The organism is Lentilactobacillus raoultii, from assembly GCF_900411375.1.
Taxonomy (GTDB): Bacteria; Bacillota; Bacilli; order Lactobacillales; family Lactobacillaceae; genus Lentilactobacillus; species Lentilactobacillus raoultii.
In genome coordinates this window covers 488,459-514,538 of record NZ_LS422984.1, presented here as the reverse complement: position 1 = coordinate 514,538, position 26,080 = coordinate 488,459, and the positions used below count along the sequence as shown (strand labels likewise).

Annotated in this window: 21 protein-coding genes, 1 tRNA gene and 1 CRISPR repeat array; of the genes, 7 read left to right on the top strand and 15 right to left on the bottom strand. The window is 41.0% G+C overall.

What is annotated here, in order from left to right; translation table 11 throughout:
• Positions 1–25: 25 nt before the first annotated feature.
• From ED605_RS04170 to ED605_RS04135, 8 genes are all read right to left on the bottom strand, one after another.
• Positions 26–3,901 carry a DUF5695 domain-containing protein gene (locus ED605_RS04170; RefSeq protein WP_121977633.1) on the bottom strand — a complete coding sequence of 1,292 codons (3,876 nt, stop codon included), beginning with the start codon at positions 3,899–3,901 and terminating at the stop codon, positions 26–28.
• 1,365 nt (positions 3,902–5,266) lie between these two features.
• Positions 5,267–6,575: a CRISPR direct-repeat array (repeat unit 28 nt; unit sequence GGATCACCCCTACATCCGTGGGGAATAC).
• 100 nt (positions 6,576–6,675) lie between these two features.
• Positions 6,676–7,044: a DUF1648 domain-containing protein gene (locus tag ED605_RS04160; protein ID WP_121977631.1), complete on the bottom strand. Its 369-nt coding sequence runs from the start codon at positions 7,042–7,044 to the stop codon at positions 6,676–6,678.
• Between the two features lie 142 nt (positions 7,045–7,186).
• Complete coding sequence (gene menC / locus ED605_RS04155) at positions 7,187–8,257, bottom strand: o-succinylbenzoate synthase (RefSeq protein ID WP_121977630.1); 1,071 nt, start codon at positions 8,255–8,257, stop codon at positions 7,187–7,189.
• On the bottom strand, positions 8,254–9,966 hold the full coding sequence (gene menD, locus ED605_RS04150; RefSeq protein WP_121977629.1) for a 2-succinyl-5-enolpyruvyl-6-hydroxy-3-cyclohexene-1-carboxylic-acid synthase: 1,713 nt from the start codon (positions 9,964–9,966) through the stop codon (positions 8,254–8,256). Before menD ends, menC begins: the two co-directional genes overlap by 4 nt.
• A gap of 4 nt (positions 9,967–9,970) precedes the next feature.
• Entirely contained in the window at positions 9,971–11,281 is a 1,311-nt protein-coding gene (locus ED605_RS04145; protein ID WP_121977628.1) for an isochorismate synthase, read from the bottom strand.
• A gap of 1,429 nt (positions 11,282–12,710) precedes the next feature.
• A complete protein-coding gene (locus ED605_RS14860) occupies positions 12,711–12,803 on the bottom strand; it encodes a DUF5776 domain-containing protein (RefSeq protein ID WP_263852927.1) in 93 nt (30 codons plus the stop codon).
• A gap of 175 nt (positions 12,804–12,978) precedes the next feature.
• Positions 12,979–13,809, bottom strand: coding sequence for a DUF1129 domain-containing protein (locus ED605_RS04140; protein ID WP_121977627.1), 831 nt, complete (start codon positions 13,807–13,809; stop codon positions 12,979–12,981).
• Positions 13,787–14,143: a PadR family transcriptional regulator gene (locus ED605_RS04135; protein WP_121977626.1), complete on the bottom strand. Its 357-nt coding sequence runs from the start codon at positions 14,141–14,143 to the stop codon at positions 13,787–13,789. Before ED605_RS04135 ends, ED605_RS04140 begins: the two co-directional genes overlap by 23 nt.
• Positions 14,144–14,388: 245 nt before the next feature.
• Here ED605_RS04135 and ED605_RS04130 point away from each other — a divergent pair, with 245 nt between their 5' ends.
• From ED605_RS04130 to ED605_RS04120, 3 genes are all read left to right on the top strand, one after another.
• A complete protein-coding gene (locus ED605_RS04130; protein ID WP_121977625.1) occupies positions 14,389–14,661 on the top strand; it encodes a type II toxin-antitoxin system PrlF family antitoxin in 273 nt (90 codons plus the stop codon).
• An 18-nt stretch (positions 14,662–14,679) separates the two neighbouring features.
• A complete protein-coding gene (locus ED605_RS04125) occupies positions 14,680–14,955 on the top strand; it encodes a type II toxin-antitoxin system PemK/MazF family toxin (RefSeq protein WP_306419366.1) in 276 nt (91 codons plus the stop codon).
• A 170-nt stretch (positions 14,956–15,125) separates the two neighbouring features.
• Entirely contained in the window at positions 15,126–16,415 is a 1,290-nt protein-coding gene (locus ED605_RS04120) for a CAP domain-containing protein (protein WP_121977624.1), read from the top strand.
• Between the two features lie 398 nt (positions 16,416–16,813).
• Here ED605_RS04120 and ED605_RS04115 read toward each other — a convergent pair whose 3' ends face one another.
• The 5 genes from ED605_RS04115 to ED605_RS04095 all read right to left on the bottom strand — a co-directional run bounded on the left by ED605_RS04115 (position 16,814) and on the right by ED605_RS04095 (position 19,727).
• Positions 16,814–17,845 (bottom strand): DarT ssDNA thymidine ADP-ribosyltransferase family protein, encoded by a 1,032-nt coding sequence (locus tag ED605_RS04115; protein ID WP_121977623.1) that lies wholly within the window; start codon positions 17,843–17,845, stop codon positions 16,814–16,816.
• A gap of 12 nt (positions 17,846–17,857) precedes the next feature.
• The gene (locus tag ED605_RS04110; protein WP_121977622.1) at positions 17,858–18,757 is read right to left on the bottom strand and encodes a macro domain-containing protein; all 900 of its coding nucleotides are present in this window, start codon (positions 18,755–18,757) and stop codon (positions 17,858–17,860) included.
• 177 nt (positions 18,758–18,934) lie between these two features.
• Positions 18,935–19,120, bottom strand: a complete 186-nt coding sequence (locus ED605_RS04105; RefSeq protein ID WP_121977621.1) for a hypothetical protein — start codon at positions 19,118–19,120, stop codon at positions 18,935–18,937.
• A gap of 156 nt (positions 19,121–19,276) precedes the next feature.
• Positions 19,277–19,348, bottom strand: a tRNA-Arg gene (locus ED605_RS04100).
• Positions 19,349–19,403: 55 nt separating this feature from the next.
• Entirely contained in the window at positions 19,404–19,727 is a 324-nt protein-coding gene (locus ED605_RS04095) for a hypothetical protein (RefSeq protein WP_121977620.1), read from the bottom strand.
• A 295-nt stretch (positions 19,728–20,022) separates the two neighbouring features.
• Between ED605_RS04095 and ED605_RS04090 the strand changes: the two genes are divergently transcribed.
• Genes ED605_RS04090 through ED605_RS04080 form a run of 3 tightly spaced genes read left to right on the top strand, consistent with a single transcriptional unit; the run spans position 20,023 to position 23,188 of the window.
• Positions 20,023–20,670, top strand: a complete 648-nt coding sequence (locus tag ED605_RS04090; RefSeq protein ID WP_121977619.1) for an NAD(P)H-hydrate epimerase — start codon at positions 20,023–20,025, stop codon at positions 20,668–20,670.
• A 52-nt stretch (positions 20,671–20,722) separates the two neighbouring features.
• Positions 20,723–21,286: a M15 family metallopeptidase gene (locus ED605_RS04085; protein WP_121977618.1), complete on the top strand. Its 564-nt coding sequence runs from the start codon at positions 20,723–20,725 to the stop codon at positions 21,284–21,286.
• Positions 21,287–21,307: 21 nt separating this feature from the next.
• Entirely contained in the window at positions 21,308–23,188 is a 1,881-nt protein-coding gene (locus tag ED605_RS04080; RefSeq protein ID WP_121977617.1) for an FAD/NAD(P)-binding protein, read from the top strand.
• 219 nt (positions 23,189–23,407) lie between these two features.
• Here the strand turns inward: ED605_RS04080 and ED605_RS04075 are convergent, their stop codons facing one another.
• Positions 23,408–24,034: an LVIS_2131 family protein gene (locus tag ED605_RS04075; protein WP_121977616.1), complete on the bottom strand. Its 627-nt coding sequence runs from the start codon at positions 24,032–24,034 to the stop codon at positions 23,408–23,410.
• Positions 24,035–24,236: 202 nt separating this feature from the next.
• Between ED605_RS04075 and ED605_RS04070 the strand changes: the two genes are divergently transcribed.
• Positions 24,237–25,175, top strand: a complete 939-nt coding sequence (locus ED605_RS04070) for a linear amide C-N hydrolase (protein WP_121977615.1) — start codon at positions 24,237–24,239, stop codon at positions 25,173–25,175.
• Here ED605_RS04070 and ED605_RS04065 read toward each other — a convergent pair.
• Complete coding sequence (locus ED605_RS04065; protein WP_225419036.1) at positions 25,161–25,973, bottom strand: Cof-type HAD-IIB family hydrolase; 813 nt, start codon at positions 25,971–25,973, stop codon at positions 25,161–25,163. The two genes, ED605_RS04070 and ED605_RS04065, sit on opposite strands and share 15 nt — an antisense overlap.
• Positions 25,974–26,080 lie beyond the last annotated feature (107 nt).

Sequence of the window (26,080 nt, the reverse complement as noted above, 5' to 3'; positions counted from 1 at the left end):
CCCCCAAGAAGTTTATTCGATGTGATCAATACTTGCCTTGAATTACCAGCTTTTTATTACCCGTGATATAAGATCCGTTATGAAGAACATATCGGCTGGTAAGATGATAATTGACAATCTTTTTAACCTTTAAACGGGTACCACGCTTGTAGTGCTTCAGCTTACCCTTAAGAGCTTTACTTCGATAAGCGTTAACCCCGTTTTTCGAAATAACTGTCAATGTCTTGGATTTTGGCACTGATCGATAATAAACTGGAGAGACGTATTGACTTTTGGCTGTAATGTAACCAATTTTTCCGGCTGCTTTACTACCATGATTGACGTCTTTAACCTTGTATCTAAGAACTCCATTTTCAGAACGGGCATATCCTTCAACAATGAACATTGGGCGATTTGTCCGACTAGCTTTCTTATAGGTCGCAAGTCGTTGAGACTTTTTAAAGGTCGCATGCTCGTATAAAGCCAGTTTCTTAACCGCATAGATAGTTGTGCCGACTTTAGCTGCCTTCTTAGGAACCGCTAATTTGTTGGCATTGGTTTGACTTTGAGAACTGGCACTTGTACTTGAACTACTAGTGGCTGGTTGCGAACTCGACGAGCTACTGCTGGAAGAACTGGCACTTGACGAAGTGGTTGAATTGTTGGTCGACGATGGCACCGTTGTACTGGAACTGCCACCATTATTACTGTTGTTATTGTTATTAGTGCCGGCTTTAACAATTTGAAGTTTACCATCTTGAGCTGTCACTGGAATACTGAGCTCAACCTGCTTCTTGGTGCCACCTTCAGCGCCTTTGAACGATGTGACTTGCTGGCCATTATACAAAACATTGTAAGTGGCATTATCAAAACCATTACCGTCGTAAATCGTCAAATTAGCATTATGCTTAGCCTTAGAAACATTTTGGAAATCAAAGGTGGTCGAAGTCCCATCTTCCTTAACATCCGCGTGCGTATATTTGTCACCATTGAATTCGTATGACAGGTGTTGATCAATTAGATTAAGTCGGGTTCTTAAGCCATCTTCTGGCGTTACGCTCAAAGAACTGCCGTTATCTTGAACATCAGCACCATAACCGACTAAACCAAAGATTGGATCATTGACGACATCAGCTGATAGAACTTGAAGTGCGCCAAATAGTGACAGGTCGGCTTCACCGGACAATGGAATCCAACCGTTATGCATCTTACCAGCACCAACACCATAGTGTTCTCTCGTAATATTACCCAAACTGGCTTGATAATACCAGGCAACCGCACCAATATTATTTTTGTCGATCTGGCCGCTATTAATATGGGTCAAGTTACCCATCTTTGCGGCATAATTGGCCCGCTCAGCTAAACCTAACTGGTCTTGGTCCATCCCGTTATTCTGCTCACGAAGCCAATTGTCCATAGCCGTTCCTGCCAAAGAATCTGTATACTGGAATTGCCACCAGCTTTCACCATTGATGGTTACTGGCACACCATATTGATACCAAGTTGGTTGAACACTTCGAGAAGCTCGGGTCTTCATATCTACCATTTGCTTCATTTTCTGGTTGTTAAACATATTTCCCAGCGCATAAACGCCTTCTTCAGCCGTGTTATCATATGGATACTCTGAAGTGTATGGATATGGATCTTTGGCAAAGGCATTATACTTAGTCTTCAAAAGATTTTGAAGTGTATCAGCCTCGCTACCCAATCCTTCTGACCTAAGCGCAGCAATAATTTTCGGATCGGTTGATTCACCTTCAAGTCCGTCATTGTTATTAGTGGCTTTTGTGACGTACAGCGCTTTCATAATATTGTACGCTTTCAGCAGATAGTCTTTAGCACTCTCTGGATACTTGATCAAGTTAGGATTATTCTTTTCCACTTGATACATTTCATAGAAAGTATTGTAAATATGTGGATAAGCCCAACCTCGCCAAGAATAATTATCCTTGTCCGAAGAACCAACGACCCGCTCATCAAGCCAATCAGGCACTCTATAGTCATCATGATGATTCTTCATTAAGCCATTCCAAATACCATTTTCCAAGTAATTGCTTAGTGCTTGGACTTGATCCTTATTTGGCGTATTCACGTTTTGAGTAGCGAGGAATAAGCCATGGGTTAAGCCCCAATCATCTCCCCAGCCTAAGCTGCCCCAGTTAGATGCACCGTTGAAGTTGCCGCGTTTGCTTTGAGTGTTGAAATCCCAGTCATCAAAGATATCATTATAAAATTTGCTTGAATCTTTCCACTGAGTTTTCAACATGAAATTGGCGTGTTGCTCGAGTGCTTTTTCAGGATTATCAATGACATAGTACTGAAGCGTGGTTTGCATTGGTTGACCGTTAATTTTATATTTTACGATCACGTTATTACGACCCAATGAATGAAAATCAAAATGATAGAGATGATACTGTTCACCATTCTTCGTAATCGTTTTTTCATAGGTCACTTTTCCCTGCTCGTTTGAACCAAGGCTTGAACTGGTGTCATTATCAGGATTTGAACGTTTTGATTCATAATCGTTAGTTTGATTCTGATAGTCAAAACTAATATCATTAGCCGGGACCTTAGTGTGCAAGTATAATTGGCCAGTTGCGTCACCATCGCTCTTCTTTGGCACAATCATCCCAGGAACAGACACGGCGTCCATGATATTCTCTTTATACAAAATCGATTTCAATTGATTTTCATATTTGGTATCTGTCATGTCACCGGATGTTGATGAGTTATTCGTTGTATTTTTTATATCTGATCGACTAAATTTAAATGAATATGTTTTTGATTCGTTAGGTTTGAGCGTTAAAGAGGTGTTGTTCAAGTAACCTTGATTAGTCTTCTGAATGGCGCTTGAATGAATATAAAAGACACTCAAGCCATTATCATAACCATTATTAAACTGGACCCATGGATTTTCAGCACTTGTATAATCATGCGTTCCAGCGCCCCAATGATCTTGATATTCAAACCCAGCTCCGGTTGAAGCATCCGGTGTCATTACTAAAAAGTTGCCAATTCCACTAGGCCGAGTCGCATAAATATATGACGCATTTTGACCAACAAAGCTGTGATAAACAACACTCTGTTGATAGGCATCAATTGTCTTATCAGCGCCGGAATACGACCACCATTCTTTAAAGGGTAGTGGCAAGCCAAAATCACCAATCGTTAAATCTTTATTACTGTCATTCTTAACGGTAATGTCCCATTTAAGATGCCCGTCATTATCAAGGGAATACGTTTCTGTGACACCCATATTTTGAATGCCATTTGTCGCTTTCCCTGGTGTGTAAGTGACAACAACTTTATTATTTGACATCGACACTTTACGAGTACTGTCAGATGAATTGGTATATTCTTTTTGCCAAACATCGCCAGTCGCATTATCACCCGGTTGGGTTTGAAAAATCAAATCACCGACCCACTCGTGGCCGGCCGTATTCTGAGCCGGATTACTTTTAGTGTTCATTACATAATTTGTATCAAAAGAATCATTGCTTAAATATAACCCTTGGATTGTCCCATTTTTGCCAATGTCAACTTTAAACTGGTTATTGCTGATCTCATAACCGTCCGCTGTCTGCTTCGGCTGTACCGCACCTGGTGTTTTATCTGGATCCGTCGCGATTAGATCATCAGATGTCGTATTTTGCTTTGGCTTCGACGATTCCTGATTATCAGGCAGACTGCTGGAAGAACTACTCGTTCCTTTATTAGCGCTGCTGGAAGAACTGGCACCATTAATGCTACTGGAACTGCTAATTTCTGAACTACTACTTGACTGCGGCGTACTTGTACTTGAGGCAACCTTTGCAGTTTTAGTATCTGCAAGGGTCAGCCCGTGACTACCTGGAAGTGGTCCCAAGGCAAACGTCGCTGCTAATAAAGCACTCACTCCAATGATAAATACCCGTTTATGCATGAAAAAACTCCTCTCAATTTCAATTTTTCATAGGTTTACCCCTAATCTATAATCAAGCCGGATTCGATATCACTTCTAATCCCCTCGTTCACAAAAAACATCTTATCCAGCCTTGTCGATTAAATTGAGTAAGCGGTCGATACCGCCCCCTTGATACCGGTTTCATTTTTAAATAATCACAACACCTCAATTCGTACTCCTCGGGAAACAAAATTAAACGTTTTTTGTAACCGTTTACATATATAAGGTTATCATTCTAATTATTAATTTAAATCTAAAATGCACTAAATAATTTATACTATTAAACATAATTATATTGAGCAATAAAATTATTTTTAAAATCCGTTTATGACCTTATCTAATCGCTTTTAAAAGGGAACTATCCAAATTATTCAAATCATTTTGCTTAGAAGTCCAGGAGATTTTTATATTATGAAATAGCATTTTTATAATATTTACGTCTTTAAAGCTGCATTAATAATGAGTTTTTTAAAATTAGTTGGATGCCAATTCAATTTTTGCTATGTAGTTTTACAATTTTTCTCTAAAAATTTATAATTAAATAATCAAAAATGCGCTATCTAACTTGGCAATCATTTTCTACCTTTAGATAACGCATTTTTGAGTTAATTCACATGATGATTGGTCAGGATATACTAAGAGATGCTGAGATTAGCCAAAGAAATACTGAGATGTTTGCTGCAATATCAACCAAATACACGTTGATCATAAACATCATCAAAAATTTCAAAAATCAAAACAAGAATAGGCTTTGTAAGTTTTGCCCTTTCTTGTTTTAATTCTGACATATTTATGAATGAAAAATTTTAAAAATCTCCTAACAGTTAGGATCATCCCCCCCATCAGTGGGAATGACATGGGCTTCAGTAATTAAAACAACGACCTTAAATTCTTCACTACTTTTGATAATTTGGCCCATGTTGTCGTTCCCTTCGCACTTAAGTTCTTAGAGCGTGCCAAATAAAGCCCCTGATCGGAGGAAAATATTTATTTTGAATGTGAATTTAAATGATTTTGAGTGACTTTTTTTCTATCACGATGATTTCTTATTATTTTGGTTACCGAATAAGCGATCAATCCGAGTGATAAAATAAGAAAAATAATGTTAGTTATGGTATTGCTTAGCATCCAATTTAAAAAGTCAATTCCCACGAGAACTAAAATTACTAACATAATCCACCAAAATGATGTGACGATAAATCGCAACATTCCAAGTATAGCGAGAAAAATTAAAAACAAAATAAGAAGAATCATTTTAGAAGCCCCCTAATGATCAGGTCAATCCAGCAACACTGAAGGGATCAATACTATCAGATGTTAATGGATTTTACAACATTAATATGGGGATCACCCCTACATCCGTGGGGAATACCAGCCTCCTCCAATATTTCTTTCACATTCTTCAGGATCACCCCTACATCCGTGGGGAATACCCGGTAATATCGCCCATTTTCCAGATCATCATGGGATCACCCCTACATCCGTGGGGAATACAAAGAAACGTACCTCGTAGATCCAGATTAATGGGGATCACCCCTACATCCGTGGGGAATACTATAAAGAAAAGTAGTCACAGTAGTAACATCCGGGATCACCCCTACATCCGTGGGGAATACTATAAAGAAAAGTAGTCACAGTAGTAACATCCGGGATCACCCCTACATCCGTGGGGAATACTTGGCTGCGGGATGGCAGCAATCGCCTTGTTCAGGATCACCCCTACATCCGTGGGGAATACTTGGCTGCGGGATGGCAGCAATCGCCTTGTTCAGGATCACCCCTACATCCGTGGGGAATACTATCCAACCGGTTTGCCACGTGTTAATTGAAAAGGATCACCCCTACATCCGTGGGGAATACGAACGGTAACAGATGTCGTTGCACTGGTATCAGGGATCACCCCTACATCCGTGGGGAATACCAGCTCACCAAGTTGATAACGGGACTTCTGGCAGGATCACCCCTACATCCGTGGGGAATACGATGATTGTATCTCATATCAGGAGCTGATGCAGGGATCACCCCTACATCCGTGGGGAATACCTTTAAAAGTAAATACTATATTCCCCAAGCCGAGGATCACCCCTACATCCGTGGGGAATACTAATCGAATTGAAATAAACGATAAAGGAGTCAAGGATCACCCCTACATCCGTGGGGAATACCTGATCCCCAACCGCTCACAAGTCTCCCGTGCAGGATCACCCCTACATCCGTGGGGAATACTCACCTTATTTGGTTCTTTTTACTAGATCACAAGGATCACCCCTACATCCGTGGGGAATACAGCTTTTTCCAAAAAGTCATTTATGCCATATAAGGATCACCCCTACATCCGTGGGGAATACAAACTTAGAGATAGGAAGAATGCCAAGCACCAAGGATCACCCCTACATCCGTGGGGAATACAGAAGCAGATGAATCAACTTGAATCTGGGATTAGGATCACCCCTACATCCGTGGGGAATACCACTACGCCTCAAGTAAACGTTTTTTTGAAATAGGATCACCCCTACATCCGTGGGGAATACTAAAAATCATTACCTTGGATCAATATAAGCAAAGGATCACCCCTACATCCGTGGGGAATACGTGACTGATTTCGCACTTACAACCGTCACTAAGGGATCACCCCTACATCCGTGGGGAATACACTAAACGATCACTGTCATACCGCCATTTCGAAATTAGCAAACGACCAAATTACATCAGTTTGAACTTTTCCAAACGATCCCAACATCAAAATTCTATCCTTACCAACTCATCCCGGTCAACCGATAATAAGTCACCAACGCTATCACTATTGCGTACCAAACCACCACCATGATAGCCAACAACAAACTTTTACTCAATGTATTCAGGATTGTTAAATCAGGAAATTGCTTATCAATTAAATGACTTGAAACAGCAACTCCCAACATCACCAATGCAACCGGCAGTATAAACACCTGTGCCTTGTTACCGAAACTATCAGCACCAGTCAAGCCAAAGTGAGTTGGCACCTGGTTAGGTAACTTAGGATAAAGTGCCAAGATCATCATCGTAGACAAAATTGTCACAACCCAGTGAAAACCAGCAAATTTATAAAAAATCTTCGACACAATCATTGAGTAACGGCTCATGGAAACCACTTCCTAATTAACTATTTGATAAGATATCATAACTAACTAGCATAGTAGCACGTTTTACGACAGAAGCAAGACTGGATTTCCCCTAAAAAATAAGTTAATGATGATTATCAAACACTTTGAATAACAAACTATCTCATACCAAATCAACGCCAATTCCCGGTTTACTCGGGACCACTAAACACCCATTTTCCAACTGAAAGTTCGGTTTGGCAATATCATGCTCATAATAACGACTGGTTTCGGAAATATCGCCGGGATAGGCAAACGTGTTTAAACTGGCCAACGCCAAGTTAGCTGCTCGACCTACACCGCCTTCCAATAAGCCACCACACCAAATCGGAAAATGAAACTTCTGATGTGCTCTAATCATGGCTAATGCCGGCGTTAACCCACCGAGAATTCCAGCTTTTATACTGACAATCCGACATTCACCTGCATTGATTGCCCGAACCGCTTCATGGACAGACGTGATTGCTTCGTCGTAGCAAAGCGCCGTTGTCATTTCTTCCTGGAGGCGAGCACTAAGTTGTGATTGATCAACTTTGAATGGATCTTCAATCATTATCAATCGTAATCGGTCAATTTTTGAGGCCAAATCTGATTCATAAGTCAGCGATCCATTGGCGTCAACACACAGAGGCGCTGTCGGAAAATGAGCTGCGACATGGGCAATCCGGGTTAGATCAGTATTCCCCCTGACTTTCAATTTAATTCGCCCATAACCTTTTTTAATAGCACGTTCAACTTGATCCATCGTTCGATCTTCATTCTGAATGCCAATACTAATGCCGACTCTTACATTTTTAGCTCGTTCAAGCTCAACATTTTTTGCCAGCACATCGGCCAGTGACAATCTCTGTATCTTAGCAAACAAATCCCAGACGGCCATGTCAATTGCGGCTTTTGCTAATTGATTTCCTTTAACGGCCACCATCTGATCAAATAGTTCTATCGGCGTCGCAAACTCTATGTTCTTAACCAAATTTACCAAAGTATGTTCAATCACCCACCGCGCCGTTGCCTGGGTTTCACTGGTATAAAATGGCTGAGAAAATGCATCGAGTTCGCCATAGCCCACCAAACCACTTTGGTCTTTAACTTCAACAATCGTGATTTCCCGTTCCGTTAGCGTTTCATGGCTGGAAACAAACGGCCGCTTCAAACGCAACCGTTTAGGAATCAATCTAATCCGAACAAGTTTCATTTAAAAAGCGCCTCAATCTTTGTTTTTATCAGCTGGGTCATTCTCTTCCAATCGGTCGAAATGGTGGCTCGATTAGTTGGTACTTCAACGATTGTTAAACCAGATGGCTGTTTTTTTAACACCTGGTTCAAAGCTGAAGATGTTGTCACTCGCTGATAATCAGCGCTATATAAACTGGCAACCGCCTGGATATTTAAATTTAAAGGCGTCCCAAAGACTTTCTCAAATTGACTTTTTTCTTCAGCCTGTGGAAGTAATGAAAAGATCCCACCGCCGTTATTATTTTGGACAATTACCGTTAAATTAAGGCGATATTGACCAGCCATCATTAACCCTGTTAAATCATGAAAAAACGCGAGGTCACCGGTGTAAAGGTAAGTCTTGGCTCGATTGGCCGCAACCCCCAAAGCCGTCGAGTTAAGCCCATCAATCCCGTTAGCACCACGATTGGCCAAGACCTGAATCATTTTATCTTTCGGTGAAAAATAGGCATCCAGTTCCCTGACTGGGAGGGAATTACTGACAAATAGTGTGGCATCACTTGGCAGGCAGTCACCTAGTAAGACTGCCACGTTAAATTCGGTCAATGTTGACCCGTTTAACTCCGACTGAATTGCTGATTTAATTTGTTGATCGAGTGCCTGCCATTGATGACGCCAAGCTGAAGTTGTTGGACTGGGATTTAATTTCGCCAAACCCGCAGCTGAAACAGGTACAACCATCGACGTACTCATTGACGAATCTGCCCACTCATAATCGGGATCCATGTAGACTACCGGCACTGACTGGGGTTTCAGCCAATCAGTAATTGCTGCTGAAACCAACGTAGCTCCCGTTCTTACGATGATTTCCGGTTGAAAGTCTGCCGGCAGCTGTGGCAACGCCTTAAAAATCCAGTCACCGGTCGCAAGTGAGTTGGGAGCTCCACGCAACCCACTTAGCGGATCAGCAATGATGATCCAATCCATTCGTTGAGCAAACTCGGCAATCTCAGTTTGATTTTGCTGACCATTATTAGTTGGGCCAACAATGATCAATCCTTTTTTTCCGGAAAATAAGTTGGTTAGTCGCTGGACTAGTGATGCATCAACTTTCTCGTCAGCACTAAAAGCTTCAATTGTTCGAATATGTGTAGAGCCTTCACCATTCACCGCCGGCATTAACGGTTTTCGCAACGGCAGGTTTAGATGAACGGGCCCCCTGGGATGCGCTACTGCCTGATGAACCGCTTTTTGACCTAAATAAGCTACATAATCCAAAGATGACTGAGCTAAAGGTGTTTCAGGAACCGGCAACTGATAAAAGTGTTTGACATGATTGCCATACATCCTAACTTGATCGATCGTTTGAGGCGCTCCAATCTCCTGAAGTTCGGGCGGGCGATCCGTTGTTAAGATGATCAAGGGCACCTTACTGACAAAAGCCTCACAAATTGCCGGAAAGTAATTAGCAGCCGCCGTTCCGGAAGTACAAACCAGCAAGACCGGTTTCGCGGTGGCCTTGGCAATCCCCAGCGCAAAGAACGCCGCCGAGCGCTCATCGACGTCGACATATAGGGATAGTTTCCCTTGATCTTGCAATTTTCCTAATAAAATCGCTACCGGTGTCGACCGTGATCCCGGCGAAAGGACTACCTGACGAATCCCACTTTGCTGCAAAGACAACAGTAACGTTTCAATATTCTTAGTAAGTACCTGTCTGGTTTGCATTTGTTTAACCGTTCTCCTTGTTAAATATCGATAAGATCGCGCTAAATTTCGCCCTGGTTTCAGCTGCTTCTTTGGCCGGAATCGAATCGGCTACAATCCCTGCACCGGCAAAGAATTCTGCTTGGTTACCCCGTAAAAAACAACTACGAATGCCAACTGCAAATTCACCATCACCGATGCCATTTAGAAGACCAATTGGCGCACCAAATAGGCCTCGTTGTTCCGATTCCAACTTAGTTAATAGAGCCACTGCCACGTCTCGGGGGACACCGCCTAGAGCTGGAGTTGGGTGCATCTGATTCAATAGCTTAATGCCGTTAATCGGCCCAACTGCTTTGATCGGCGTTTTTAAATGTGCAACCGAAGGCGTTTGCAAGATCTCTGGTGTTTCCGAATATTGAACTCGCAATCCATTTGCGTTTAAAAGCGTGACCAGTGACTGAACTACAAAGGCATGCTCCCGCAGATTTTTTGGATCATGTCGTAATATTTCTTGGCGAGAGTAATCTTCTTCCGGGGTCCGGCCACGCTTGGCTGTCCCGGCCAGTGCCATGGTTTCAAGCCGATCAGGGGTGAAAGCTAAAAGTCGTTCCGGCGTCGCACACAGGAAAGTCACATCATCCGATTGCAGCAAAATATGATAACTACCGGGTTGCTTTTCCCGTAATTGCAACCACATTGCCTCAGAAATTGCCTCGGTTACCTCCCCATGGGCAAATCGCCCCAGAACAACTTTGTCCAGTGTCGTTTGATGAATCGTTACGACAGCTTGAGCAACCGCCGCTTCCCATTGGCTAACGCTAGATTCTTCAAAATGACTTAAATCAGCCGACTGCGCGACTAATTCAGTTTCTTTCGAAAGATCTATTAAAATTTGTTTGAGCTGATCATTAACCGTTTTCGAAGTCCACCCCAGCACACTACATCGAATTTTTTGACCGGTTTTCTCAAAAACAACCTGTGGGACCCACACAGCACCGTCATTTAAAGAACCCCAGTGAGTTGGTAACTTTGGTTCAGAAGCAAAGGACATTCCACCAACCAATTTTAAATCCCGTTCCTCAGCTTGATCTAACTTAACAAGCCGAGCTAGCACCCGGTTAAGCAATTGCTCGCCCTGCTCAAAATTAACTGGGGCCGTTTGGAAAGCTGACTGAAACACACCCCATGCTAGAACTTGTCGTTGCTGATTTGGTGTTTCCCAGAGAAACCTTTTACTAGTTGGATGATGACTAAACCACGAAAGCAACTGCCCCAAGCTAATTCTTGTTGTTAGTTCACGAGTTAGCAGATAAATTTTTGACTGTTTTAACACTTTTCACTACCACCTTAAAGATACGACCCAAAGCCTTATCATTATCCTGCTTTATGATTATCTTACTAGTGAACACCTTAATGCAAGGGAAACGAAGAAACTATGAAGATGCCTTTTATGCTAATCAAGTATTGATAATTACAGTGATAGAGAATAGCTGATGAGACCAACTGCTGATACAAAGAGTTGACAACCCAATAGACTTTTTGATATTCACATTGTCATTCATGACAATAGTATTTAAACTTAAGGTGCCTTTACATGATCAATGTCTTCCAAATTAAAACTTTGACGATTCAATCGGGGCCCATCTTAATGCAAGAGCTCTTTTTGATACTAGGATGCAATCTTCAACAAGCACAAGAGGTAAATGATTAATAAATTTGGGTCACCCCTACATCCGTGGGGAATACTCTGCTGGACTGGGATCCGGAACATCATACTTAGGATCACCCCCACATCCGTGAGGAATACTAACTACTCCGTGATAAACTCGACTTGAATCTAGGATCACCCCCACATCCGTGAGGAATACACGAAACGATCCCTGTCATACCGTCATTTCGAAATTAGCAAATGTCAAAATTTCATCAGTTTGAACTTTTTTAAACAATCCTAACATCAAAACTCTACTCTTACCAACTCACCCCGGTCAACAGATAATAAGTCACCAGCGCTGTCGCTAACGCACTCGGCAGTATAAACACCTGTGTCTTGTTACCGAATCACCGCCACAATCTGATTACTTGGTTGAAGTTAAGGATAAAGCTGATACTCAAAGACATTTAGTATCGGTCCTCTTCAAATTTAACCAGCAAGCTGTGTGATTTCTAACCAAACTAGTTCAACTGATGATTTACTTTATGCTTTCTTATTAAGCATTAACTAAGATCACTAAAATATCATAGCATAACATCAAACGAACATTCCCTTAAGATTCAATTAAAGTTGCCAGTATTCGTCTCTCACTATTAAGGTTGGGGACGTCTGCTAGAACTTATCAACTCGCTTAATAATCACCTTATCTATGCTAATTGTTTTGAATTTCTCTACTTCACTAGTAATACGGAGTTTGCATCCCCAATTGTGATTCCACTCCTTTCGAATAAGTTGGATGATTATTACAAGCTTTATAACTTAAAAAATACTTAAAAAATACTTCTTTCGCTGAACTTATTCTTAATGCTACAGTTGATAAGCGTTAAAAAGGCCACCCTGTGTTACTTTTGCAAATCACAGGATGGCTTTTTAATACCACTTACTTATACGTAAAACTAAATCAGTTTCAATCACCTACTCAAAATCTAACAAATCGCTGATTAGCCGTAATATAACCACCTTTTACCAACAATCGCTTTGTTCCAGATTTTGAGAATGAGGTTGCATAATTAAACGTGTAATCAATTACTTTTCCCGAATTACTTTTTACTCAAGTACCCTTTTTAAAGTTGCCGTTGCGTTTGGCAAAGTTGGCATCGCGATACCGGTAAATTGGGCGTTTGACCGTCACTTGCCTTGGCATCTTTTGACGTCCCATCCGGACCAATTTACGATTACTAGTGATATAATCACCATTACTTAATTAAACGGGTTGTTAAACGATGCTTGATAAAACCGGTTACCTTTAAGAGCGTGCCTTGTTTGAAATTGGCAACTTTTTCAGTTAAATTTAAGTTAACGAACTTAATCGATTTCGTTTAAGATTTTTTCTTATCCGATTTTCTCGTTTCCACAAAGAAGAGAACCCAAGCGCCAATCAGCAGCAACACTAAAATCCCAATCGACGTGTATCGCCCCACCGAAGTGTTGGTCAAGGCCGGCCCAGTAACGGGTAACCGCATAACAATGCCGAGTAAGGCAACCCCAATGCTGAATAGAATGACTGGAACATTTTTCTGTTTCCAAAAGAACCAAACTGCCCCTGCCAATAATACCAAGATGATTAACACACCCGGCCAGCCCACCAGTGAAAATTGAAGCGGTGTTTTGAAAAAGAATAGCAAGCCCATTCCCGGTGCCAGAGCATTAAAGAGCAGCAACCACGTTAAAACGAAAAAGGTCTTTGGCCTGCGTTTTTCGACCATGAATCGATACAAAAGTGTACCCAATAATTTAAATGCTATCAAAATTATCACAAAGAAGTAGCCGCCCGATAATAGCAACGTGCCCAAATCAACCGGCATTTGGGGCAGCACCAGTGCAGGAAGTGCGCTCGCCAAAAAATAGGCCATCAAAGTGATCAACGAAAATTTGGCCAATCCAGCCGGCTTTCTTGGCAGATCCTTAATCAATTCATCGGCAACTTCTTTAACATTGGGGCCAAAATAATCAGTAGCGGTAATGCCATCTGCCTGAGCATCCAAAAGATCTTGCAGAATAGCTAATAGTTGCGATTCTAAAGCTGTTTCATCACGCATGACACCCTTAAATCGCAGGTACAACAATAAGTTCTCGTAGAAGGTTCGGTTTTCAGGCGTCAACTGTTGTCGCAACTGGTTGTTCTGATCAATCATTTCCTGCTTCTTCATGTGCATCCTCCTCATCAATTAGTTTTTGAACGACAATTTGTAAATGCTGCCACTGGTCAATAAAGGCCGACTTGGAGGTCTTACCAGACGGCGTAATGAAATAGTACTTACGATCCGGGCCTTCTGGTGAGGACTGCATTTTCCCTGTAATCAGGCCCCGTTTTTCCATCGTCGACAATAATGGATAAATCGTTCCCTTGGGGACTGTCATTAATCCATAGTCATTTAATTTTCTACTTAATCCATAACCATATTCAGGCGATTTTTCCAAGATGATCAACATGATCCCTTGCAAGATTCCCTTTAAAATTTGGCTGGATATATCCTGTACCATTAGAATCCCTACTCTGCTTATTTAACTTATTGGTAGTTTAGCTTAAATCGACTAGTTTGTAAAGCATACTAGTTCTAAATTAAAAAGAACGGCTTCGTAGTTGAAATCGTTCTCGTTTTATCAATTTCCTCTTTTTCAAAAAATTAAATCGACGTCCTCTAAGGTGACGACTATATCATCCTTACACTTGCCTTACACAATTGTTCATAACATAATATGTAAGGAAAGATAAGGAGGCAATTCCCATGAAAAAGAAGAACAACATTATCGCCGTTTCAAAGATAACATCAAAAAATCAAGTCACAATTCCAAAAACGATTCGCGAAGTTTTGAACGTGAAATCATCAGATGAGATTGTATGGGCATTAGGAGCCGATGGTCAAATTACCGTAAAAAAGATATCTCCAGAAAAAGATAAATTTTGGAAAATAGTTGATGAACAAGAAAAGAAATATGGCAGTGTAGATACGCCAGAAGTTAACTTAGGTAAAGATGTTGGTTTGGAGGACTTTGATTAATGGAATTACACCAAGGAGATATCCTATTTATCAATCTCAATCCCGCGAAAGGCACCGAAACCAGGAAACCAAGGCCCATACCTAGTTGTCAGTAACGATGAATACAATCGGCACTCGAACACCGTATTGTTAATTTTCATCAGTTCTTCCGACAAGTATAAGACACAAGAAAGATTTATTCATTCACCTCTCTTCAAGAGTATTGGCCTAGAAGCGGTTCACGATACAGCACTATTGCAACATGTAAGAACAATTTATCCTAAGGTGAGATTTATTGGGAGAAGGTCTCTTTAACAACTATTAAAACAATTTTCAGTGTACTCAAACAGGTCTTCTGTAGGCAGTAGACACATTCTTTTCAATGTTATGTGGCCCAACGTTTTTAAAATTTGATAATTACTTTATATCCGGGTATCAAGTTATGCTAAAATAAGATTATATTTTACATATTGGGGGAAATGGTAATGAAACTGAGTAAAGTCATTTTGTTTGGCGCATTAGGCTTGACGTTGGGATCGGGTACAATGATGCCCAAACAAGTGAGTGCTAAAAGAAAGCCGTCTATTTTAAGGGTTGTAAGTTCAGAAGCTCACGTCAAGCAATATCGTGTGTCTAAGGGAACTATCTATAAGAACTACAATTTGACTAAAGTTAAAGATAAAGCAAGTAACTACAAAAAAACTGTGTTTTACTCGAACGAAACAGTCACTGTAAAACGTCCAAATGGTAAGAAAGCAGTATATCGGACTCTTTCTAACAGATATGGCAAGGAATTTGGTTATATTTGGCACGGGTATACTAAGAAAGTAAAGACTTTAAGTTGGAATTTTGGTGATTATGATGCCCCAACAAAGAAGTCTAACACGGATAATAAAGAAACTAACTTCTATAGTTCATCTGAATTACAACAAATAAATAGCCTAAGAAGTAAAGCCACAGGAATTTATAATTCAACCAAAGGAATGTACCAAGAAAAGCCATCACTATCAGGCTCGTTCAATCCCGGAAAGTTAAATGATAGTTATATTCAAGGAACGGTTGATTGGATCAATTTTTACCGCAACTTGTATGATCTGAAGCCAATAATAGCAAATTCAAATTGGAACACTGAAGCACAATACGGAGCCGCAACTCTAGCAGCTGCAGATAGTGGCCTTTCACACGGATTAGTCGGTTTGAGTAAGCCGAATTATATCTCACAATCTGACTGGGATCGTGGTGCACAGGCTACAAAAACCAGCAACCTAAGTATGGGAGTTACATCGCCAGAAGATAATGTGAACTCGTATATAAATGACTCAGGCAATGACGTTCCTGGACATAGGGAATGGATACTTGGTGGAATTACTGAAGTCGGAGTTGGTCAGGTAAAAGAATATAACGATTTAAAAGTATTTGATCTAACTGATCACAGTACTGCCCCAACCGAAATTAAATTCCCTAATTCAGGATTATTCCCATTTGAAGCATCATCTGATACAAGATGGTCATTATCACTTCCGCAACGATTATCCACCTCAGCAAAGCCAGCAATCACAGTCCATGACAATACTACTAACAAAGATGTATCTGTAAGCAAAGTGTTAATCAGCAATGCCGGATATGGTGAGTTTGGGACCTCGATAAGCTATGAACCCGATAGTGATTCCATCAAAGAAAACCACTCATACACAATAAATATTTCTAATCTCCCAAATGGAATGGCAGATGTTTCGTATTCAACCAAACTGTTTCCAATTCATAAGGCCGACTAAAAGAAAGGAAAATTTTGATGTGGCTGGGACATAAGTCGGAAAATGGTCGCAAGTCAAAGGAATCCCGTGTAATCAGTACGATAAAATGTTGATTACACGGGATTTTTATTTTTAACTGTAGGTCAAGATTTTGAGTGGCACCTTTATGTCCCAGCCTCTTCTTTTTCTTATAAATTCGTTTTAGGTTCACCAATGCATCCCTAATCGTGAAGGTCGAAGTCTCATTTTTAAGGCCAATAAATAACAATAATAAAAGTAGCTACTCTCCACAAGTAGCTGTTTTATATTGACCATAGCCTTATTCAGTGATCAATATTTACAAAAATTAAATTGAACCGTTTCACTAAACTTCAAGGTAGACATTTTGTAAATGACAGATTCTTAAACTGTTAAAGTCACTAAAATGGCAAATCAGAGAATTCATTATGCTTGCCAAGATAAGTAAGCTGGTCGTTTAAATATGCCATAACAGTGTAATTTTCGTCATTAATATTGCTAAGTGACAAAGATAAAGATCGGGGAAGTGCTTTTTTATCAGCTTTTGGCCAACGCCACTTTTCCCCTTTTGAGTCTATAATCAACACCTTAAAGCTAAGATATTCTTCCACATTATCTGGCACTAAAGGCACTAAACTATTATTCCAGTCACTTGGAAATGCATCTTGACCAATTCTAATGGAAAATTTTATTTCATCAGACCTCATGGTAACATCATCCATGTAAGTCCATCTTTTGAAAAAGAAAATGCCATCTTCATCAATTTCTATTTGATCCAAAAATTTATTTAATCCTTTGTCTAAAAGTAACCGCTCCAATGTATCTTTTTCAGCGACACTTCGAACCACAATTTTCTTTAAATACGACAGTGATAATTGCTGTTTCACAATAACCTCAGCCTGTTCATGGTGCACATAATTTTGCCTTTCAGATGAAGGAAACGCACTGTCATTATAGATTAAATCGAAGGGTAATCTTGAAAACTTTTCTGGTTCAGTGTACAACCTTGGCGCTTGATGAATAGCAAGACTTACTGGGCTAAAACATGACTCATGTAAATTTAAAACATCTGGAAAACTAAACAAAAAGTATACTGGAAAAGGGCAATGGGCATTCCTATAATACTTTCTTGCTCGAAACCCTTCATTATCGAAAAGGGTCGGTACTTGGGGACGAAAATACAACCTCACATAATCAAAGATTTTCGATTGAGTATTCGCAATAATATCTTGATTGGCATTATCATTTTTCATAATTCCTCTTAGCATAGCCTGCTTGCGAGAATAAAGATAACCGGACTCAAGGATTTTTAGAGCGTTGTCCAAATTTGTAAAATGATAACAATAATTCGGCCAAAGTCGACGTTTAAGTCCATTTAAATTAGTAGGAATGTCACCACTTTTGACATCATTAATAGTCGTCTGAAAATTCATTATATCTTCTCCTTAGACCAATTGCTCAATCCTAGTTTGAGACGGTGTCGACGGAAGCCTATCTTTACGAAGAAAAAGGACATCCCTAATCTGACCGTGTGAAGATATAGTCGTCTTTGTTATAAAATTAAGGTTCATCCAAATCTGATTATACAGATCATAATCGTTGTTTTTTTCAATGATGCCTGGATAATTAATTGGTAACAGGATCCCTGAATTGCGAAGCGAATTCCAAGTTTCATCCAAATCAAATCTTGTTAGGTAATAATCGGTTGAATTATGTTTAACATGTATTGCCTGAGTCATTGGTCCCTCATGAATGCTGGAAGGTAGATATACGCCCGGGATTGGATGAGTGGTTAATCCTTTTCTCAATTCTTGAAGAACTTCTAAGTAACTTAGGAGACTCGGCTGACTGTTCAACCATATTTGAGTCTCCTTGACCGTCATGTACTCTGCCCCTTGATTGTCCTTATTATACAAGTGAATATAAACTCTAATCGGAAGCTTTGAAAGATACTTTTCCATTATTGGACGAACTTCCCTATCCCAATTCAGTCCGCCATTTCCAGTTCCAAGCTCAGGGAACGATACTGATGTGATGCCGAGACGACGGTAATTTTCAACGAATTTTTGTAATCCGACTTCAAGATACTCTATTTTTGATTTGTTACGCCAATTTTTCTTTGTAGGGAAATTAAGAATCCATTTACTTGGCGACTTGTAAAGCCAAAGTTTTCCAATACTTAATTGACCATTTTCACAAAAATGCTGGTACTGATGAAACATTCTGGGATATAAACGTTTAAATTCTAAAGCAATCCCCTTACCCATCACGCCAACCGTATTCACAGTATTAACGAGAACTTTAGCAGGACTTTTAAATAGACTAGTTTTTGTATAGATAATCAATAAATCACTTCCAATGCAAAATGTTATATAACAATCAGAAAACAGGTAAAACAGGTATACTTGTTCGTAGATTAAGTATAGCATACATGGTTATTCGCACTAAGATCAATGTTAAATAAAACCGACACCATTTGACTCCGTTAACGCCAGCAACAATCATATATCGTGGTTTCCCCATTAGCGGATAAAGTTCTTTCGGTTAATAATTTTGTCTTGTCGCTTATCCAAAAAGTAAGTGTACAAGGCATCGTACACCCTATGTTTCTCTGAGTCTGGATCATGCAAAGATTTATCCAGTAATTTTGTTAACTCGATTTTTTCTCCTACTTTTAAAAGATCGTCAGGTTTAATTCTGTCGGCCATGTTAGTTCCACTCCTTATTCATCAAATTCTTTGCTTTTAGTTTAAATTACCATAAAATGCGATTATCTCTTCAAACAACTTGGTTAATACTTTTAAAAACAAAAAGCCACCAATCTCTCAGTGACTTCTCTTACCAAACTCGATTCAATTCTTCTATGCGTCCCCCGAGAGTCGAACTCGGATCATGAGGACCGAAATCTCATGTGCTATCCATTACACTAAGGACGCCTTACAACATACTATTATAGCGACTTTTGAATATTAATACAAGCAAAATTTTCAGCTACATTTCCGCGGCCTTGTTAGCTTCATCTTCGAGATAACCCAGTAACCGATCTGTGTTGGTCTCAAAGTCCTGCTCAAAGGAATCGCCAATGGGCTGAATTTTTTTGGTGACTTGATTGTTCAAATCCAGAACCCGAATTTCATTGCCGACCAATTTGCCAGTATCGTAATGACCATCTTCAGCATAATCCAAATAGGCCTGAAATGTATCCTGAATTGTCTGACGCATGACCTGCTCTTTGGTAATTTTTGAATCACGTGCCTTCTTAATGGCAAATTTATCCTCAAACTCACGCATATTTTCTGGAAACTCCAGTGACATCTTTTCCACTCCCATCATTTTATCTCAACTCATTTTAAAGGTAACCAACATTAATTTCAAGAAATCTTCAATTCTCTAAAACAAAAAGTTTGATTAGCAGCGTCTACTTTAACCAAAACTACCTAAGTTTCACTAAAGGGATCATCTTTTGCTAACATCATCACCCAGAAATTCTACAACAAACAAATTATATTGTACCACGACTAAAAAACGGTTTTTTGACTTGCTTTTTTGGACATTTTAGTCGACCATTGAAATTGTAAGACTGTCATTTTTAATTAAGGGGGTTTAAACTTTGACACACGCAATTACAGTAGAAGAATCACGTCAGCTCGATGCCAAGACAATCAATGAAATTGGCATTCCTTCCCTTGTTTTAATGGAACGGGCTGGCTTAAAAATTTATGAAAATATGATCAGTAATAACGATTTAGACCTAAGCAGCACGCTAATTCTCGCCGGTACCGGTAATAACGGTGGCGACGCATTAGTTGTAGCCCGACTCCTAGTTACCCATGGCTACAAAGTTCATACCCTGACTGTCGGCAATCCCGCCCACGCCAGTGATGATCACGTTACCCAAGCCAAGATTTGTGATTACTACCAAATCCCAAAAGTCTTTTTAGATGAAAATTTTGATAAATACACTACAATAGTTGATGGCTTATTTGGCAGCGGGCTTTCCCGCAATGTCGGTGGTGATTTTGCGACCGTCATTGATAAAGCAAATGCTTCAACCGCCAAGTGCCACGCCATTGACATCCCTTCCGGCTTAAACGGTGACACTGGTGAAGTCATGGGCACTGCCATTAAAGCCACTTCAACTTCGACAGTTGCCTATCCAAAAGTTGGCATGCTTAAAGATCAAGCCAAAGCCTACACCGGCAGAATTTTTGTCGATGACATCGGGATTTATCGAGGCAATCAATTCGAAGGTGACTGACAATATCTATTACCCATCAGTTATTAATTAACTTGAAAGCGAGGAACCGCACATGACCAGTAAACAAGCCCAAGGCTACCTAAACGTTCACGATGTTGATCCCGAGATTATCGTTGATCTCAAATACGCAACCACTGATAATTTCACTCACCAAGTGATTTACGATTTCAACCAGGCCATCTCAAGAATTGATACCGTTAAAAAACTCGGCAAGGTCAGTCAGCTCTTAAAACAGCAGGGCTACCGGCTCCGCATCTGGGATGCTTATCGGCCAATTTATGCGCAAAAGCGTTTATTCGAAGTTTACCCCGACCCGATCTGGGTAGCAAAGCCCAATCCAAATTTCAGTCACCAAAAGGGCGTCACGTTTGACCTGACTCTCACCGATCAAGATGGCAATAATTTAGAAATGCCCACGCCATTCGATGATTTTTCAGGCCTTGCCAAACGCAATCAAAAGGCAAACTGGACGCCCGCCGCTCAAAAGAACTATGAAATTCTGGACAAGGCGATGACCCAAGCGGGCTTTGTCGGTTACGAAAATGAATGGTGGGACTATCGCGATTCAGACGCTGACGAATTTGGACCGCTTGAAGTCGATCCGAAAGATTATTAATCAAAAATTAGGAGAAGTTGAATGGAAGTTGGTATTATCGGGGCAGGTCCAAGGGGCATCCTTGTGACCTCCCAACTATTTAATCAGTACAAATACAATTCCGATCAATCAGCACCACTCTCGATTACACTGTTTGACCCCTACGGCATTGGCGGTCGGGTTTGGCGGGCCGATCAATGGGAAGGCTTAATTATGAACACACCGGCGGACCAAATCACTTTATTTACTGATGAATCCGTTAACATGACCGGTAAAGTGTTCGATGGGCCGTGCCTATTTGAGTGGGCTCCTAGTGACGATGCCCACGATTATCTAACCAGTCACGGTTATTCCGAGGCAATGATTAACGCCGCTAGGCACCTTGGCAGCAAGGATTACGCACCCCGGGTCCTTTACGGTGCCTACATTCGCTGGTTCTACGATGAATTGTTAAAACTAAAGCCGGATGAAATTACTGTCACACTTCAAGAGGATCAGGTAACTGCCTTAACGCCTCAACCCGGCGGTGGCGCCAAGCTGGCAACTCACGATCAGACTTTTAAATTTGATAAAGTGGTGATGTCACTCGGTCAGCAAGACAATTACTTGAGTAAATCCGAGCAGTCTTTCGCCCAATATGCCGAGGACAATCACTTACGATATTTGGCACCCACTCATCCGGGTGATGCAGATCTTAGCGATATTCCTGCTGGTGAAGACATCCTGATCCGGGGATTGGGGCTCAGCTTTAACGATTACATTTCCGAATTAACTTTGGGTCGCGGCGGTCAATTTATGCATAATCCTGACGGCAGTCTCTCCTACCAGCCCTCCGGACGTGAACCGCGAATAATCGCCGGTTCCGGGCGGGGAATTCCCTATTATCCAAAAGCAATTAGCGAAAAGGGCTATGGCGAACAAGTTAAGCCGGTTTTCTTAACTGATGCAAATATGGACGCTGCTTCAATTAACGGTAAGTTGCCCTATGCTAAATTTATTAAGTTACTAACGTTAGATATGGCACTCGTTTACTACAGCCTAGTCATTAATGATCGCTATCCAAGTAAAAGTGCCACCGCATTTAAAAAACAGTTTATCGCTGCGGATGATCCTGAAATGGTGGTCAAGTCATTTGGCTTTGAAGAGGAGGACCATTTTGACTGGGATTACATTTTGGACCCGTTTAAGGACGTCAAAGTCGTCAGTACGCAGGACTATCAGTCAATTATCTTAAGTTGGCTGGACAACGTCACAACTGATGCCAAAATGGGTTCTAAGACTGGGCCACTGGGTTCCGCATTGGAACTATTACGGGACTTTCGAACCCAAATTCGAGAAATGGTTGCTAAAGAACGCTTATCAAACGCCGACTATATCAACAAGTTCTTAGGGCAATTTGATAGTGATAATAACTTTCTCTCAATCGGCGCGCCAGCCCTGAGAAGTGAACAGCTCTCAGCGTTAATCCGTAGTGGCCTCGTGATCATCATGGCACCCGGCATGCAGGTTAAAGGCCGAGATGGCTGGTTTGTGGCAGCATCTCCCAAGCGAAATACCGATCAATTCAGGTCATCAACCCTCTTGGAAGCTCGGCTGCCAAAACCAAATCTAACTATTAGTGCTAATCCGGTCTTGGAAGATTTGGTCAACAATGGCAATGCCCGCCCACGAATTCTGCAAGCCGACCAACAAGAGGTTCAGCTACCTTCCGTTGACGTTGATCCCAAAACCGATCAGCTACGGAATAAAGCCGGCAACGTTGAACAAGACCTTTACATCTGGGGATTGTCATTGGATGGACTTAGATATATTACAGCCGCTAGTCCCCGACCTGGTGTGAATGATCCGGCACTTCAAACAGCTGATAAAATTGCGGCCAATGTCTTGGGTGTGCCAAGTGCCACCAATATTCAAATGAACTAAAAAAGTAGCGCAAAAATAGCACTATGTTTACACAGAACGAAAAAGGAAGCAGACCAGTTTTTTAAGCTGATTTGATTCCTTTTATTTTTAGAAGCAGGCTTTGTTCCTGCTTTATTAAGTTTTTAAAATCCCAATGCAAAACCAATCCCAAAAGCTAAAACCCACAACAAAATGATGGGTACCAAGTAGCAGCAAAATCGAAAAATTACTTTTAACATCTTATTTTTTAACCGTCATGAATGACTTGTCCGGAATTCGAATTAAACTGAAACGATCAGCTTGACGTCCTGCGTGAAGGCCAATGCCGTTAAACCAATTTTTCTTATACGTTGTCGTAACGGTGGCAACCCATGCGCGTTGATACCGATCATCCATGTGGTTTAACTTTTGCTTGTTCCATTTGTAGGCCTGAGCCTGAACGTTTAAGTTGGTGGTTCCGTAAACCACAGTAGCACTGGTGCTATCTGTCTGATATTTGTGGCCCTCAACGTAATATGTATATCGTTGAATCGGCTTTCGACCACTGCCGTTATTAACGACCACGTAATCAGACTGGTTCGGCTGATAGCGAATAATCAGTGGCTTGTAAGAGTAACTGACCCGAACCGCACGGTGGTTTAACTTTTTGACATCCTGGAAGAACGTGGTGTAACTCATCCCCCAAAAGACTAATAAAAAGACGACCAGTTCACCGCAGGAAATCCAAAAGTTATGCCAGGTAAAAGCCTTTTTTTCTTGGACAATCACTTTTAATCGTCGACTGCGCATATTGTGAATCATCCAAACAAAATAAATAAACAGAATCAGCCAAAGGGCCATTCCAATTAAATTCCAGGTGGATTTCATTGTGATTCGATTCCCCTTCTAACAAACATTTTGATTTCAGTGTACACTAATATTAGATGGAGTGCGAGAAATATAGAGTGTGTGAAAAAAAAGCGGTTAACACCCGGATGATAAGGCATCAAGCTGGAAAATCCCGATTTAAATCGCGCAAATCAATCTCCACGCAGTATTTCTCAGTGCCAACAATTAACGAGGTGATCTCATGTGTACCAGTCTAACTTTACAAACCGATAACCAGCATGTCCTTCTAGCCCGAACGATGGACTTTCCGGTTCAAGCGACTTGGAAACCAACGCTGATTAATCAAGCTAATTATGAAACCGCTTTATCAGGTAAACGACCAATCAAATACCCTTATATTGGCGGCGGTCGCAACGAAGGCCACCATCAAATCTTAGTGGCAGATGGCGTTAATACCCAGGGATTGAGCTGTGCGGAATTGATGTTTCCGCTTAAAGCCCACTACTTGGACCAACCAGTGACCAACAAACTCAATTTAACCCCGCAAGACTTTTTACCGTGGGTCCTTGGTGAACACGCGTCTCTTGAAGCCGTGAAAGCCGACCTCGATCACATCGCCCTGATTGGTCAAAACTGGCTGGCCGGTAATGAAGTGTTTGCCTTTCACTGGATTTTAACCGATCCATCCGGACATACTTTGCTGATTGAGCCGACCATTAACGGCTTGGAAGTGATTACCGATTCGATTGGCGTTCTAACTAATTCACCAATCTATCCGGAACATTTAGCACGGTTTGCCAAGGAATTGGGCACCGATGAGGCCGTAAGTGACTTAACTCAGGCTTCTCAGGAATTAATCATGACTCAAAACCTGCCTCAGGCTACCAATACACCCACTACCCGTTTCTTGGTAACGGCAGTAAATAAGTTAGGAGCCCAGGCCAGCCACAATCAATTTGAAGCCCGCAACCGATTATTTAACGATTTACAAGCAGTAGCTATCCCCTACACACCTTCCATGGATCAACATCCAAATTACAATTACACGCACTATATTTCAGTTCTTGATACGACTGATCAGACCTATTATTTTAGATACCACGACACTAACCAAGTCTTTAGCTATTCGTTAAAAGACGAACTGGCCAACCATCCTGCAGAAAACTTATTTCTGCGCTAAATATTGATCAATTAATGTTTGAACGCCCTGTTGATCATTCGTCAAATCTGTTACTTGGTCGACGCGGGCTAGCAGGTCCGTTGCAGCGTTTTTCATGGCATAACCTTCTTTGGCTGCGTTAAGCATTTCAAAATCATTACCGTTATCACCAAAGGCGGCCACCTCATCAAAGGACAGTTGCCAGTGATCCAGTAATGTCTGAATGCCGCTTAATTTTGTGACACCATCATTCATCACGTCCAGCCCATTCATCCCAGAAGAAGTCGCGTGCAGTTGACCACTAAATTGATGGTTGAAGGCACTTTGACGTTCCAAAACGCCACCGGCTTCCCAAGTAATATCGATTTTATAAATTGAATCAAAAATTAATCGCAGGTCTTTAGCTGATTGCATATTCTCATAGAAATACTTTGAAGCCTGAAACCGTTTTGACTGACTGGGCAGGTTGCAGTACGTGCCGTTTCGACCAACTAAAATAATTTCTGCACCAAAAAAGCTTGGTGTTGTCAGCATCCAATCCAGCGCTTTACGTAGGATTAGATGATCAATCACGTCCTCAGACAAAATAACCCCTCGTTCATCCACTACCAGAGCACCATTATTGCAGACATACGAAATCGGTCCGGTAACGTTTTTAAACGTATTTAACAAGTGTTGGTATTGATTGCTGCTGGCAGAAATAAAGTGCATCTGCTTTTGAGCCAACTGATCTAATTGAGTCTGAAATCTCTTTTTGTCAAAGGTACCTTTATCATTTAAAAAGGTCCCGTCCATATCACTGGCAATTACTTTAATCACGATCGTTTTCTCCTGACTGTTAGTATTAATCTAATGGTGCAAATCTATTTATATTTTAAGGGTTTCTGAGAGACATGTAAAACACTGCTTTGCGGAGAGCAAACGTA